Below are 14,199 nucleotides of genomic sequence, written 5' to 3' on the forward strand. Positions count from 1 at the left end.
GGACAGGGGTGGGGGCGGTGTGGAGGAGGGGGGATGCGGGCGGGTGGGTTGGAAGGGGCGTCGCCGGACGGTGAACCGTTGGAGGTCCACCTCCAATCCCCGGGCGGCCAGGCTCTGCCGGACATCGCGCATGACGGAGAGGCCGGCCTGGGCGAGGATGTCCAGTTTCACCAGACCCACGGTTTCGACGGCGTCCATGTCGAAATGGGTGGTGGGCCAGCCCTTGGCGGAGCGGAAGGTGGGGGTGAGTTCGTCCATGGGTTGGCGGGAGAGGACGACGCCGCAGGGGTGCATTTTGGGGTGGCGCGGCAATCCTTCCAGGCGTGCGCCCCACCGGACGGCGGTGCGCCAGGGTTCTTCGGTCAATGGGAGGTCCCGGCATTCGGGCAGGGTGCGGAGTTGTTCTTCGAGGGGCGGGGTGGAGTTGGATGAGGTTGGGCCGGGGGTGTCTTCCGTTGTCGGGTGAAAACCGGAGAGTGTCCATGGCAACCGTTCGGTGATCCGGCGCACGGTTTCCTCGGCCACTCCCAGGACCTTGGCCACTTCCGCCACGGCTGCGCGGGCCCGGAACGTGGAGAATCCGCCCACCACTGCGGCGTGGCGCGGGCCGTAGCGTGTCAGCAACCATGTCACAACCTCGTCTTTTCGGTCATGGGGAAAGTCCACGTCGATGTCGGGCAGTTTGTGCATCTGCATGCGTTCCAGGTTGAGGAACCGGCGGAAGTACAGGCCGAACCGGATGGGACAGACATTACTGATGCCGAGGCAGTAACAGACGAGGGAATCGGCTGCGCTGCCGCGGGTGATCCATTCAATGCCCCGGGCGCGGCATTGCTGCAAAAGGTCCCATACCACCAGGAAATACTCCTCGTATCCCACGGCGGCGATCACCTGGAGTTCCTCCTCCACCCGGGCCTGCAATTCCGGCCAGGTCACGCGTTTGCCCTCCGGGGTGCGGGCTCCGCGCCGGCCGTACCGTTCATGGAGCCCTGTTTGGACCAGCTGTCGGAGGAAGGCGCCGGGGGTGCTGCCGTCGGGCGGGATGTAGGAGGGGAACTGGGGCCGACCTCGGGGCAGGACGAACCGGCACCGCTCGGCGATTTCCCGGCCCAACGCGCGCCAGTGGGGGAGGCTGCGTCCCAGGGCATCCATTTCGGTCGGGGTACGAAAGTGCAACCGGCGTGCGGCGTGTTTTTCCGGATGGGTTTGTCGCAACAGGGTACGGGTGCGGATGGACTGGAGGATGAGGTGGAGTTCCTGTTCTTCGGGGGTTCCGTAGTGGACGGGCGGGCAAAGGACCCGGGGTTCAGAATCCCCGGGGGCCGGATGGGCGGAGCCGGCGGCTGCGAGGTAAAATCGGCCGGGAAACAGATCGGCACAACGACGATCCGGTGCGACAGCGATCAACCCCTCGGTACGACCTTCCAGTTCCCTGCGGGATCGGTTGCGGCGCTGGCGGGAGGCCACGCTGGTGCCGGCGAGGATTTCCTGCTGCAGTTCTTCGGTTGTGTCATCGGGGGTTGGAGGGCGGTCCGGCCCGGGTGGGGCGGTGGGGTCGGGGAGGTCTTCGGAGAGGATTCGGCACAGGTTGGCGTAGCCCCGGGCGGATTCGACGTAGAGGATCAGCGGGGCACCTTCCACCGTGAGTTCCACACCCAGGACGGGCTGGATGCCGGCTTCCCGGGCCGCCTCGGTGAATGCCACGGCTCCGTGGAGGTTGCCGATGTCCACCATGGCCACGGCCGGGCAATCGTATTGTTGGGCCAGGGCCACGATGTCTTTCGGGGCGAGGGTGGCGTCCAGGAAGGAATAGCAACTTCGGACCCGGAGGGGGATGTAGGGCGGTGCGGATCGGTTCAAGAGGAGGAAAGGTTGTGGGATGGCGGGTGCGGGGGTGGGATGGCCCCGGGTGGGGAGGGCCGGGTCCGGGCGGGCCGCAGGTTCGTGAGGGTGGGGTTGGATGCGGAGGTGCAGGTCATGTCCCCGCATCAGGACCTGGCGTCCCAGTTGCTGACGGAGGGCGTCCATGGCGCGGGCCAGGCGTGCTTGAGCGGTTTGGCGTTCTGCGTCCGGGGTGAGGGGCAGTGGGAGGCTCCAGATCCCGTCGTGGATGCGTGTTAGTTTCAGGCTGATCCTGCGGAGGGCCACACGGCGTCGCCATGCCCGTTGCAGGAGGCTGTCCAACCGGCCGTAGACGTCGGTTTCCAGGGCGGTGGGTTCCTCGAGGCTTTCGGAGGCGAGGTCTTCTTCCATGTCGTGGTAGGTGACCTTGACGGTGAGGGTGCGGACGCTGCGGTTTTCGGATCGGACTCGAGCGAACAGGGTATCGGCCATTTGTCGGAGGATGGCCCGGACGTGGGGTTCGTCGGTGCAATCGCGTTCGAAGGTGTGTTGTTGTTGGTAACTTTGCTGGGGAAGGCTGTGGGGGATGATGGGGCGGTCGTCGCACCCGCGTGCGAACCGGTGGAGTTCAAGGGCGGCGGCACCGACCAGGCAGGTGAGCTGGTCGGGCGGGGTGAGGGCCACATCCCGGATGAGTCGCAATCCGGCGGCCCGGAGGCGGGCGGCGGTGCCGGGGCCCACGCCCGGCAGCCAATGGACGGGCAGGGGATGGAGGAAGAGTGTTTCCCGGCCCGGCGGTACGGTGTGGAACGCGGCCGGTTTATGGAGTTTGGCCGCGATTTGACTGACCAGTTTGCTGGAGCCGATGCCTTCGCTGACGGTGAGTTTGAGGGTGTCGCGGATGATCCGGCGGAGTCGATCGGCGATCTCCACTGCCGGGCAGCGTCGTTGTGCGGTGAGGTCCAGGTATCCCTCGTCGATGGAGGTTTGTTCCACTTCCGGCGTGAAATCGTAGGCGTAGGAGAACATCCACCGGGAGAATCGCTCGTATTTTTCGAAGTCGGGGGGCAGGACGATCAGGGAAGGACACAATCGGCGGGCGAGCGTGGTGGGCATGGGGGTGTGGATGCCGTAGCGTCGTGCTTCGTAGGAGGCGCTGGCGATGATCCCTCTTCGTTGGCCGCCCACGGCGACGGGCCGGCCCCGCAACCGCGCATCGGCCGCTTGTTCGACCGAGGCGAAGAACGCGTCGGCATCCAGATGGACAATCCACCGTTCCATGCCTTCGGTCCCGTGGTGGAGGGTGGTGGGGTGGGGTTACGGGTCGGTGCCGTGCCGGGGGCGCGGTTCCCGGTTGCGGCCGGGGGGAGAGCCCCGGGTTTGGGTGGGTTTGGACCTGGCGTTCCGGCGGTTCATGGTGGGTGGAGGGACGTGGAAGGTCTATTTCACCTTGCGGATCAGGGCGATCATCACCCCCTGGATCACCAGTTCCCGTGCCGGGATGAGGTCGGGGTACTTGGGATTTTCTGCGCGCAGGCAGGGTTTGCCACGGACCATGACGAAGGTCTTCAGGGTGCTTTCGTTGTCGATGAGGGCGGCGACCACATCGCCCGGTCGCGGGGTGCGACCGTGTTCCAGGATGACGATGTCTCCTTCGAGGATGTGCCGGCCGATCATCGAGTCGCCCCGCACTTCCAGGGCGAACAGGCGCGGGTTGGGCCGCAGATCCAGTCCGAGGGTTTCAATATCCACGGAGATGCAGCCGCGGGCTTCCTGGATGCGGTCATCGGCGAAGCCGGCCGGGATGGAGCCGTAGAGGGGGATGTGGATCAGGGGTTTTCGGGCGTGGCCGGGCCGGGTCAGGCGGAGGGTACGGGCGCGGTGGGGCTCGGCTTCCACCCAACCTTTTCGGCGCAGGGCGCGGATGTGGGCGGCGGCGGCGTTCATGCTGCGGAATCCGAACCGGGCGGCGATTTCCCGCAGGGTGGGGGGCACGCCCCGTTCCTGCTGGACGGCGGCGAGGTATTCGAGGATTTCGCGCTGTCGCGGAGTCAGTTCGGAGCTTTTGTTCATATGAACAACTGTTCACTTGTACAGTATTCCGATCCGGGGCCCTGTCAAGGTCGGGGAATGTGTGCGGATTGGGAGACCGGGGGCGATGGTGGAACCCGGCTGGACCATGGAGCGGGCGAAATTGGAGGCGGGGGATGAACGGGATTTGCCGGTGGGGCCGAGTACTGGTTCGGATTGCCGTGCCCCGGGACGCGTCATGTGCCAGATGGTTGTGACCCGGCGCGGTGCAGGCGGGACACCCGTTACACCCAAACGGGTGTTCTCCTGTTGGCCCTTGTTGGAAACGAAGGAGGACGACGTCCGCAGTGGTTCTGCCCTTTCTCGCCCCTGTTTCCCGGGGCATGGTGTTTTCGTGGAACTTCCCGATCGGGCATGATTTCTTTGCGGAGATGGTCCCGTGGGGGTCAGGTGGTGTTGCAGGTCCGAGGGACATCCGCTGCAGGGGTGGCAGGTTTTGGGGGAGGTGCCCTGTCGTTGCGGTTCGAAGGTTTCAAATTTTGGATGGTCCGACCCGAGGTCAAATCCCGGGCTGCTGCGAACCTGCCGGCCATTGGAGAAGTTTCGGTTCGGGGGATGCGGGTCGGCGTACCGTGTGGTTTCGGTGATGGGCGGGGCGGCGGGGGCTTCTTGTTGTGGTGCTCCAGCGGTTTCCAGGGAAATCCGGCCGGCTATGGAGTGTGCCGGGGGAGGGAGGTGAACTCCGGCGGCGGTTCAATCCGCTTTTGAGATCCTGCGGGGTCGGGGAGGCGGAATTCGGGGGACAGCTTTTCCGGGCGTGGAGGCGGTGTTGTGCCGGCGCGGTCAGCCCCGGTAAACGATCATGACGGCGTAATCGGTGAGGAGTCTCTGGGTGCCGATGTCCAGGTGGGTGTAGGTCAGGGGAGTGATGCTGATGATGTTGTCTTCGCCGACTTTTTGGAGGAACTGGGTGACCATTTCATCGAAGCGGTCGTGTCCGACTTCGATGCAGTCGGTGTGTCGGATGGTTTTGATGCGGATTTTTTTGTCGCCCTTGGCGGCGACCTCCAGGGGTGGTTTGGGTTTTTGGATGAGGATTTCGCCCGGGCCTTCGCGGACGGGCACTTTGAGGTGGAGCTCTTGTTTGGCTGCGGCGGAGGCTGCGATGGGGTTGATGATGGTGGGTTCGACCTTGGCCGGACTTTCCTCCTTGGGCAGTGGGGTTTCCGGTTCGGGCACGGTGATAAGGGCCTGGCAGGCGGGGCAGTTGAGTTGGGCGCCGGCTGCCGAGCTGTCCACCTCGAGTTCCTGATCGCAGTTGGGGCAGTTGAATACGATGTCCATAGGCCAGCTCCGCGTCCCTGCTACCGTGGCCAAGCTAATCGAAAGGCCGGGTTGATTCCAGCAAAAAGTCTTGATCGGTTGGCGGTCTTGGTGGAGCCGGGCTCATGAAGGGGCCGGGGTCGGGTTGTATTTTTTGTTCCCCCGGCGGTTGGGCCCGGGGTATGATGTGGGGAAAGGGGTTCCGGGCCCGGGAACGCCGGGTCGGCCCCGAAGGGAATTCTGAGGTTTGAGAAGGGATTCATATGCCACTGACGACAACACGCGAACTGTTCGCCAAGGCTCTGAAGGGGAAGTACGCCATTGGCGCTTTCAACGTGAACAACATGGAGCTGGTGCAGGCGATTGTGGAGGCCTGCGAGGAGGAGAAGGCGCCGTTGATTCTGCAGATTTCCAAGGGTGCCCGGCAGTATGCGAATCCGGTGTACCTGAAGAAGCTGATCGAGGCAGCGGTGAGCCTTTCGAACATCCCCATCGCCGTGCATTTGGACCATGGGGACTCCTTTGAGCTTTGCAAGCAGTGCATCGACGAAGGGTTTACGAGCGTGATGATTGACGCCTCGTACGAACCTTTTGACAAGAACGTGGAGATCACCCGCAAGGTGGTGGAATACGCCCACAAGCACAACTGCGTGGTGGAGGCCGAGCTGGGGCATCTGGTGGGTGTCCAGTTCGACGAGGGTGAGGAGGGCGGCGGCTATTCCAAGAGCGGCCATTACACGGACCCGGACGAGGCGGTGAAGTTTGTGAAGCTGACCGGGTGCGACTCCCTGGCGGTGGCGATTGGCAACAGTCACGGCGCCTACAAGTTCAAGGGCGATCAGCGGTTGGACCTGGAACGGCTCAAGGCGATCAAGAAGGCGCTGATGGATGCCGGCCTGGGTGATTATCCGCTGGTGCTGCACGGGGCTTCCAGTGTGCCGCAGTACCTGGTGGACGAGATCAACAAGTACGGTGGCAAACTGCAGGATGCCCGCGGCGTGCCGGAGGCGGACATTGAGGTGGCGCGCCGGCTGGGTTGTGCCAAGGTGAACATTGACACCGACCTGCGACTGGCGTTGACGGCCGGGATCCGGAAGGTCTTGTGGGAGAAACCGTCGGAGATTGACCCGCGCAAGTATCTCGGTCCCGCGCGGGCCATGGTCAAGGAGCTGGTCCGGCACAAGGTCCGCAACGTGTTGTGCTGTGCCGGGCACGCGTTTGACTGATTTGCCGGCAGACTCCTTCCCTGAGGATCCAAGGCCCGGGCGACGAGGGATGCGCCCGGGCCTTTTGGGTTTGTTGCGAGCTGATTTCCGCTCCGTTTTCCGGGGTGGTTGACGGGATTCCGTATGCGGGTGCGCGGTTGGAGCGCGGCTCGTGATGTCGCGTGCGGGGGGCCCGGGAATTGCGGAGGCGCGCCGGGACGGGCTGCGCTCGGGATATGAACCGTGGCCGGAATGGCTTTTGGGCTTTCCGGTCTTGCAGGTGCGGCAGGAAGGCGGCCGGACCGGGGATTAGTCTTCGAAGCAGGCCCGGCCCGGTTGACAGGCGTTTTTGTGGACCGGCTGTTGGTCGGGTCCGATTACGGTCTGGGTCAGGTTGCACCAGAAATGGCAGGGGGTGGTTTGCCCGGGTTCCGACTCGGCGAACGCGTCGTCGGGCGAGGCTTCGATGTAGAGTTTTTTGGTGCGGAGGTGTTGGCAGAGACGGTTCATGGCGCGATCAGGCTTGTAGCTGGTGGAGGGTTCGGCGGATGAGGGCGCGTGCGATGGGGATTTTGTAGCCGTTGTGGGACTGGGGTTGTGCGCCGGCCAGGATCAGGTCGGCCGCCTGTTCGATGACATCGTCCTGTAGAGGTTTACCTTCCAGGAACTGGTTGGCGGCGGCGACCTGGTGGGGGACGGGCGAGATGCAACCCAGGGCGATGCGGACGTCCCGGAGCCGGCCGTTTTCGAGGTTGGCGGCGGCGGCGCAGCTTACCAGGGCCCAATCGAAGGCGTGTTTTTCACTGATTTGGAGGTAGGCGCTGCGGCGGCGGGCCACCGGGATTTCCACCCGGAGGATGAGGTCGCCGGGCCGCAGGGAGTGATGGGCCGTGGGGTTGTCCCAGGCCAGCTCATAAAGTTCGGCCATGGACATGCGTTGTTCCTGTCCGTTGCGCAGGACGATGGCGGTGGCGTCCAGGGCGGTCAGTGCGATGGCGAGGTTGGAGACGACCGGGCTGATGCAGACGTTGCCGGTGAAGAGGGCGTGATACCGGTTGTCGCCTTCGATGGCGTAGCAGATGCGGCCGCGTTTTTTGAGGCATTGGATGTCGCGGTGCCGGTAGTACCAGCAACGGGAATGTTGGGCGAGGTTGCCGCCGAGGGTGGCCACGTTGCGGATTTGTTGGGAACCGACCTCGGCGGCGGCCTGTTGGAGGCCGGGGAAGACCTTTTTGATTTCCGGGTGGTCTTCGATCTGCGCGATGGTGACGAGGGCACCGATGCGCCAGCGATCCGGCCCGGGCTCGATCCGGTCCAGTCCCGGGATGGTCTTGATGTTGACCAGGCGCGACGCTTCGGTGATGTCGTCTTTGAGCCGGCCGAGCAGGTCATTGCCGCCGGCCAGGTAATGTCCCCGGGGCCCGAGGAGGTCCCGGGCGCTTTGTGCGGACAGGGCGTTGGCGTATTCGAACGGTTTCATGCGGTTCAGGCTTTGGCGGTGGGGACTTTGCCGAGAGCGGCGAGGACTTTTCGGGGGGTGATGGGCAGGCTGTTGACCCGGACCCCCAGGGCGTTGGCCACGGCGTTGGCGATGGCCGCGGCGGTGGGGATGTGCACCGGCTCGCCCAGGCCGATGACGCCGCGCTCGGGCATATTGATGAGGACAATGTCGATCTCGGGCACGTCGGCGAGGCCGGGAAGCTTGTACGTTTCGAAATTTGCGTTCAGAACGACGCCGGATTGCCAGTCCATGACGCGTTCCTCATACAGGGCCTCGCCGATGCCCATGATGACCCCGCCGTTGACCTGGCTTTCGGCGGTCAACGGGTCCACGATGAGGCCGCAGTCCTGGACGACCACGATTTTCCTGACGGTGACCAGGCCGGTTTCGGTATCCACGGCCACTTCAGCGAACTGCACGCCGCCGACGCCGCTGGACGAGAGTCCCTCGCGCCAACGACCCTGCACAACCAGGGGGGTGACACCCAGTTTCTTGCAGGCGGCCTTCCAGTTTTCGCCCCGGACGTCGGGGAGGCCGGTTTGTTTCTGCAACTCCTCCAGAGCCCGCGTGCAGACATCATACACGGTGGGCGCCACGGAGGCCGAGGTGACGCTGCCGCCGCTGCCCGGGCCGGGCGGGTACAGCGTGTCGCCGATGCGAACGCTGATCTGGTCGGGTGAAAGCCCCAGGATTTCGGCGGCGGTCAGGGCGGCCACGGTGCGTGTGCCGGTGCCGATGTCCTGAAAGCCCATCCGCAGCTCGACGGTGCCGTCGGGGTTGATCTGGATTTCGCCGCGGGTTTGTCGGCTGCCGCCGCCGCCCCATGTGGCGCTGGCCACGCCGACCCCCACCTTGACCGGACCGGGCGAACTGCCGGGTTTCCGGTATTTTTCCTTCCAACCGAATCGTTCGGCGCCGATGCGGTATTCGCGCTGGCGGATTTCGCTGGGGTCGTTTTTGATGCGCAGCTCCAGCGGGTCCATGCCAAGTTTGACCGCCAGGTCGTCCATGGCCGATTCCATGCCGAAGGAGGCGACGGGATGGCCCGGGGCACGGAATGCCCGCGAGGAGCCCGCGTTGATGGCGACGGTGGTTTGTTTGATACGCCGATGGGGCACGCGGTAGATGTAGGGCATGGGAAGGTCGGCCCCACCACCGCCGCCCTCGGTGGCCTGGCCGGCGCCGACTCCCGCCGTGCCGTAGTTTTCGTAATCGAATACGTGAAGGGTGCCGTCGGCCTTGGCCCCGAGTTTGATGCGTTGGAAGCTGGAGGGCCGATTCCCCACGGCCAGGGCTTCTTCGAACCGGGAGAGCATGAGGCGTACGGGTGCGCCGGCTTCCCTGGCCAGTCGCGCTGCCAGCACGCCCTCGACTCCGGGGCCGAACTTGGACCCGAACCCGCCTCCCATGTATTCGGTGATGGCGCGGACCTTGTTTTGGTCGAGGCGGAGGGCGCCGGCCAGACCGTCCCGGACGCTGAAGATCCCCTGGGTGGAAATCCAGGCGGTGACGCCCTCGTCATCCCATTTCACCGTGCCCCCGTGGGTTTCCATGGGATGGTGCAACTGGACCGAGGTGGTGTAGAAACCTTCGATGACGACGTCACATTCGGCCAGTGCAGCGTCGACATTGCCCTCCTCATGAACACGGGGCGGGGGCATGTTGGGCGCCTGCTCCCACACGCGCGGGGCGTCGGCCTTTTTGGCGTCCTCTTCACGGACGACGAACGGCAGCGGCTCGGCCTCGACCTCGATGGCGCGGAGCGCCTCCTCACAAGCTTCCCGGCTTACGCCGGCCACGGCGGCGAGTTCCTCGCCATAAAAACGCACGATGCGCGGCCCCTCCTGCACGGCCACGACGGCCTTGATGCCGGGCATCTTGCGGGCCTTGTCAAGGTTGATGCGCTGGATACGTGCGGCCGGCCAGGGCGACCGCAGGATCATGCCGATCAACAGGCCGGGCAACTGGATGTCGGACGAATAACGGGCCTGACCGGTGACCTTGGCCGGGCCGTCCACGCGGGGTACGCGTGTGCCGATGACCTTGGTTGGGGAGGGCCATTCAGACATGGTTGATCACCTCCGTGCGGGTGGTGGTAACGGGCGGCAGGCCTGCCGCGACCAGGGCAGCCTCCAGGATCCGCGGATGTGTACCGCACCGGCAGAGGTTGCCGGCGCAGAAATGACGCACGTCGTCCGCGGTGGGTCTCGGGTTTTTCCGCAACAAAGCCGACACGCTCATGACGAAGCCGGGGGTACAGTAGCCACATTGCAGGGCGTCACGTTCCACGAAGGCCCGTTGGACCGGGGTCAACCGTCCATCCGGGGTGAGGCCTTCCACGGTGGTGATTTCGTGGCCCTGGGCATCGATCGCCAGTTTCTGGCAGGCGTAAATCGTCATGCCGTCGAGCCAGACGGTGCAAGCGCCGCACGAGGCCCGGTCGCAGCCCTCCTTCGGGCCGGTCAGGCCGAGATGATTTCGCAGGGCGTCGAGCAACGTGACGCGGGGCTCGAGCTGCAGTTGATGGGTTTTGCCGTTGACCTTGAGCGTAATGGGAACCGGACCGGGTCCAAGGACCTTTTCCGCGTTGAGTTTTTGCAGTTCTTGGGCGACTGATTCGGCCTGGGTGGCGGCCGCTGCCAGGGCGGTCGTACCCAAACCTTTGAAAAAGTCACGGCGGGAAAGCCGGCTGCTGGCGGGTGTGTCGAATTCTTTCATGGTCGGAACGGTAGCCTTTTCTTCTGGGCCGTTGTTAGTTCGGCGTAAGGGGATTGTCAAGGAGACAAATTTCACGGGAACAGACGGCCTTTGGGGTGGGCGCAGTTGCGAGAGCCACGGCGGGCCGGCACCGGCAACGGCGGCTGCGGTCTTTTGGGTTGCGGGAAGGGTGCCCGTGGGTTTGCCGGGTTGTTTCCGCCCGGGTCAGGGTCACAGTTTGAGCAGTTCCTGACAGGCTTTTCTGAGGCGGGCCAGGTTGCGCTCGGAACGGGCTTCGATGTAGCACCGGACCATGGGTTCGGTGCCGCTGGCACGGAAAGCGACCCATTCCTGGTTGGGGAGGATGAACTTGTAGCCGTCGGTGGTGATGAATTGCTGGACCTTGAAGGGCCCGATCCGGTCGAGTCCGGCTGCGAGCCGTTGCAGAATGGCCTCTTTTTGCTCCGGAACGATGCGGATGTTGAGGCGCTCGGTATGGAAGGGGCCGGTTTGTTTCTCGAGGTCGGCCAGGATCCGGCCCAGAGGCCGGTTTTCCGTGGCGACCAACTCGGCCATGAGCAGGCAGGCCAGGATTCCGTCCTTTTCGGGCACGTGCCCGCGGATGCTGAGGCCGCCCGATTCCTCGCCGCCGACGATGACCGGCTCCTGTTCCATGAGGGCGCCGATGTATTTGAAGCCGACGGGTGTCTCGTGGACCCGGATGCCGTACAGGGCGGCGACGGCATCCACCTGGTGGCTGGTGGGGACGGTGCGGACGACGCTGCCTTTCCAGCCCCGGTGTTTGACGAGGTGGTAGAGGGTAAGGACGAGCACCTGATTGGGGGTGAGCCAGCGTCCATCGGCATCCACCACACCGAACCGGTCGGCGTCGCCGTCGGTGCCCAGGCCGAGCCGGGCCTTTCCGGCGCGCACGAGCCGGCTGACCTCGGCCATGCCCGTGGCGTCCGGCTCGGGATGATGCCCGCCGAAGAGGGGGTCGGGCTTTTCGTTCAGTACGAGGACGCGGGCACCGGCTTCGCGCAGGAGGGTGTCGAGGTAACCGCGGCCGGTACCGTGGCAGACGTTGACGGCGACCTTCAACCGACGGCGTCCGATGACCTCGAGGTTGACCAGCTTGCGCACCTGCCGGAAGTAGGCCGGTTGCGGGTCGAAGGTGGGGCATGTGTACGTGCCGATGACGGAGCCCTGGAACGACCAACCTTCGGCCTGGCGCCTTGCGATGGCCTGTTCGATTTGTTGGGTGACCTCGGGCGGGGCAGGGGCGCCGTTGCAGGGCGAGAACTTGAGGCCCTGGTACTCGGCCGGATTATGGCTGGCGGTGAAGTTGATGCCGCCGAGGGCGCGGCGGGTGCGGATGGCGTGGGCGACGACGGGTGTGGGGGTGTCACGATTGCAGAGCAGGGGTTTGAGGCCGGCGTGGGCGAGGACTTCGGCGGCAGCCAGGGCGAACTCCCGGCCCAGGAACCGCGTGTCGTACGCCAGGATCACGATGGGGGGACGCTCGCGCAGGGGTGAATCGGCGCGCTGGCGTTCGGCCAGGAGATAATCGGCGATGCCGCGGGTGGCCAGACGCACGTTGTCGAAGGTGAAGTCCTGGGCGATGATGCCGCGCCAACCGCTGGTACCGAATTTGATGGGGGTGGCCATGGCGGGTTGCAGTTGGGAGAGGTTTGCTGATGGATGGGCTGAAAGGTTTCCGTTCGTGGCTCAGGTTTGCCAGTCGAACCCGCGCTTTTTGATCTCGTAGAGGAGGCCGATTCCCAGCAGGGCCAGAAAGGGCAGGATACCGCCGAAAACCAGGGCACGGGTGGCGGGTTCGGCCAGCATTTCACGGTACACGACGGCCCACGGGTAGAGGAAAACCACCTCAATGTCGAACAGCAGGAAAAGCACGGCCACGAGGTAGAAGCGGATGCTGAGCCGGCCGGGGGCGGTTCCGGCCGGGATCATGCCGCATTCGTAGGGTGTGTCCTTGATCCGGGTGCGCCGGGCGCGTTTGCCCAGGAGGAACGACAGGACGATCATTCCGCCGACGGCCGTGACGGCCAGGGCCAGCAGGACCAGGACACCCCAGTACTGTTGGAGTTGCGACGCGGTTTGCATCGGCGTTGGATCCTACCGGTTGGACCGGGTGGGTGGCAAGTGCGCCAGCCGGAGGATTTTTCGCTGGCGGAGGGGTGGAGGAGACGGGCATGGGGTCGGCACGGGCGCCGGCCGCCCGATGTACGGGCCGTGCACGTGGGGTGCATGGGGCGGTGTTTGGTGGATTGGGACGTCTTGACCGGCGCGCCCCGGCGTTTCACAATCCAGTCGTGCTAAACCTGAGATTTCCCAATTCTCATGATCATGGAAGCGCGACCGTTGGGGTGGGGTCGGGGGTTTGCAGGGTTGGTTGGGTTCTGGTGTTGGGTGGTTGGTTGGCGTCGGCGGTTGGGTTGGTGGCGCGAGATTTTCGGGTGAACCAGTTGCCCAACGGTCGGGTGTTCGGGTGTGCGAACTGTCATATCAGTCCGTCAGGCGGCGGGGCGCGGAATCCGTTTGGGAACCGGGTGTTCCAGATCATTGGGGGTTCATCGGCCCCGGTACCGTTTTGGGGGCCCGGCTTGGCGGCGGAGGATTCGGATGGCGACGGGTACTGCAACGGCGAGGAGCTCGGGGACCCGGACGGCGACGGGCAGCCCTTGCCGGGTGCGATGGTGAGCAATCCGGGATCGGCTTCAAGTCGGCAGACCAACGCGGCGCCGGTGTTTGTGGGGGCGCCGTTGACGGAGGCGGTCAAGGGGTTGCCGTACGAGTTTCAGGCGACGGCGGTGGACCCCAACGCATGTCAGGGGTTGGCATTTGTCAAGGTGGAGGGGCCCACGTGGCTGACGGTGTCCACACAGGGCTTGGTGACAGGGGTTCCGTCGGAGGGCGATGCGGGGCCGGTGACGGTGACGGTGGAGGTGCGGGACAATGGGTCGCCGGCCCAGAGTGCGCGGTTGACGTGGACGTTGCAGGTGGTGTCGCGGTTTGAGGGTTGGCAACGGCTGCATTTTGCGCTGCCGGGAGAGGCGGCCCTGGCAGCGCCGGAGGCGGATGCTGACGGAGACGGACTCAGCAATGCGGCCGAGTATGCGATGGGTACGGATCCCCGGCGGCCCAACTTGCCGTTGTGGGCTGTACCCGGATTCGATCCCGAGGGGCGGTTGACCTGGAGTGTGCAGGTGCGGGATGACGATCCGCAACTGGTGGTGGATCTGGAACTGTCACCGGACCTGACGTTTGGCAGCGTGACGGTTGCTGAACGGCTGGTTAGTGATCCGGTGCCCTGGGACGGTTGGAAGATCGTGACGTTCCGGGACACAAGGAGCCGGTTGGAGGTGCCGGCGCGGTTTGGCCGGCTCAGGGTTCGGTGGAGTCCCTGAGGGGCTGCGGTGCGGTGGGTTGGGTTGAGGTGCGGCGGCGGTGGGGAAGGTTTTGGGACCGGCCAAGGCCGGGGGTTGTTCGTGTGCCGGGCTGGTGGGGCTCGGTGGGGGGCCGACCGGGTTTGACGGTTTGGGGGTGGCGGGCGCGTGGGGCGGGTCTCGCCTGACGGGG

Annotated in this window: 11 protein-coding genes; 2 read left to right on the forward strand and 9 right to left on the reverse strand. The window is 65.1% G+C overall.

All coding sequences use genetic code 11. From position 1 onward, the window contains the following. From dinB to G4L39_RS05240, 3 genes are all read right to left on the reverse strand, one after another. Positions 1-3,123, reverse strand: a 3,123-nt coding sequence (gene dinB / locus G4L39_RS05230; RefSeq protein WP_165106461.1) for a DNA polymerase IV, incomplete at its 3' end; no start/stop codon positions are given. Between the two features lie 159 nt (positions 3,124-3,282). Further along, positions 3,283-3,915, reverse strand: coding sequence for a transcriptional repressor LexA (lexA, locus tag G4L39_RS05235; RefSeq protein WP_165106463.1), 633 nt, complete (start codon positions 3,913-3,915; stop codon positions 3,283-3,285). 801 nt (positions 3,916-4,716) lie between these two features. Further along, the gene (locus tag G4L39_RS05240) at positions 4,717-5,217 is read right to left on the reverse strand and encodes a hypothetical protein (protein ID WP_165106465.1); all 501 of its coding nucleotides are present in this window, start codon (positions 5,215-5,217) and stop codon (positions 4,717-4,719) included. A 242-nt stretch (positions 5,218-5,459) separates the two neighbouring features. Between G4L39_RS05240 and G4L39_RS05245 the strand changes: the two genes are divergently transcribed. Then, complete coding sequence (locus tag G4L39_RS05245; RefSeq protein ID WP_165106467.1) at positions 5,460-6,422, forward strand: ketose-bisphosphate aldolase; 963 nt, start codon at positions 5,460-5,462, stop codon at positions 6,420-6,422. A gap of 288 nt (positions 6,423-6,710) precedes the next feature. Here G4L39_RS05245 and G4L39_RS05250 read toward each other — a convergent pair whose 3' ends face one another. The 6 genes from G4L39_RS05250 to G4L39_RS05275 all read right to left on the reverse strand — a co-directional run bounded on the left by G4L39_RS05250 (position 6,711) and on the right by G4L39_RS05275 (position 12,723). Further along, entirely contained in the window at positions 6,711-6,911 is a 201-nt protein-coding gene (locus tag G4L39_RS05250; RefSeq protein WP_165106469.1) for a hypothetical protein, read from the reverse strand. Between the two features lie 7 nt (positions 6,912-6,918). Further along, entirely contained in the window at positions 6,919-7,881 is a 963-nt protein-coding gene (locus G4L39_RS05255; RefSeq protein WP_165106470.1) for an FAD binding domain-containing protein, read from the reverse strand. Positions 7,882-7,886: 5 nt separating this feature from the next. After that, positions 7,887-9,971 carry a xanthine dehydrogenase family protein molybdopterin-binding subunit gene (locus G4L39_RS05260; RefSeq protein ID WP_165106472.1) on the reverse strand — a complete coding sequence of 695 codons (2,085 nt, stop codon included), beginning with the start codon at positions 9,969-9,971 and terminating at the stop codon, positions 7,887-7,889. Further along, the gene (locus G4L39_RS05265; RefSeq protein ID WP_165106473.1) at positions 9,964-10,620 is read right to left on the reverse strand and encodes a (2Fe-2S)-binding protein; all 657 of its coding nucleotides are present in this window, start codon (positions 10,618-10,620) and stop codon (positions 9,964-9,966) included. The genes G4L39_RS05260 and G4L39_RS05265 overlap by 8 nt, the downstream gene beginning before the upstream one ends. Before the next feature lie 210 nt (positions 10,621-10,830). Beyond that, entirely contained in the window at positions 10,831-12,267 is a 1,437-nt protein-coding gene (locus tag G4L39_RS05270; RefSeq protein ID WP_165106475.1) for a phosphoglucomutase/phosphomannomutase family protein, read from the reverse strand. 60 nt (positions 12,268-12,327) lie between these two features. Then, entirely contained in the window at positions 12,328-12,723 is a 396-nt protein-coding gene (locus tag G4L39_RS05275; protein ID WP_165106477.1) for an NADH-quinone oxidoreductase subunit A, read from the reverse strand. Between the two features lie 299 nt (positions 12,724-13,022). Here G4L39_RS05275 and G4L39_RS05280 point away from each other — a divergent pair, with 299 nt between their 5' ends. Next, a complete protein-coding gene (locus tag G4L39_RS05280) occupies positions 13,023-14,027 on the forward strand; it encodes a putative Ig domain-containing protein (RefSeq protein ID WP_205880802.1) in 1,005 nt (334 codons plus the stop codon). The last annotated feature ends 172 nt before the right edge of the window (positions 14,028-14,199 follow it).

The organism is Limisphaera ngatamarikiensis, assembly GCF_011044775.1.
Taxonomy (GTDB): domain Bacteria; phylum Verrucomicrobiota; class Verrucomicrobiia; order Limisphaerales; family Limisphaeraceae; genus Limisphaera; species Limisphaera ngatamarikiensis.

What these genes read in the sequence shown, in the direction of transcription:
- G4L39_RS05250 (WP_165106469.1), bottom strand. Translation starts at nt 6,911, where the DNA reads ATGAACCGTCTCTGCCAACACCTCCGCACCAAAAAACTCTACATCGAA.
- G4L39_RS05270 (WP_165106475.1), bottom strand. Translation starts at nt 12,267, where the DNA reads ATGGCCACCCCCATCAAATTCGGTACCAGCGGTTGGCGCGGCATCATC.
- G4L39_RS05240 (WP_165106465.1), bottom strand. Translation starts at nt 5,217, where the DNA reads ATGGACATCGTATTCAACTGCCCCAACTGCGATCAGGAACTCGAGGTG.
- lexA (WP_165106463.1), bottom strand. Translation starts at nt 3,915, where the DNA reads ATGAACAAAAGCTCCGAACTGACTCCGCGACAGCGCGAAATCCTCGAA.
- G4L39_RS05255 (WP_165106470.1), bottom strand. Translation starts at nt 7,881, where the DNA reads ATGAAACCGTTCGAATACGCCAACGCCCTGTCCGCACAAAGCGCCCGG.
- G4L39_RS05245 (WP_165106467.1), top strand. Translation starts at nt 5,460, where the DNA reads ATGCCACTGACGACAACACGCGAACTGTTCGCCAAGGCTCTGAAGGGG.
- G4L39_RS05275 (WP_165106477.1), bottom strand. Translation starts at nt 12,723, where the DNA reads ATGCAAACCGCGTCGCAACTCCAACAGTACTGGGGTGTCCTGGTCCTG.
- G4L39_RS05265 (WP_165106473.1), bottom strand. Translation starts at nt 10,620, where the DNA reads ATGAAAGAATTCGACACACCCGCCAGCAGCCGGCTTTCCCGCCGTGAC.
- G4L39_RS05260 (WP_165106472.1), bottom strand. Translation starts at nt 9,971, where the DNA reads ATGTCTGAATGGCCCTCCCCAACCAAGGTCATCGGCACACGCGTACCC.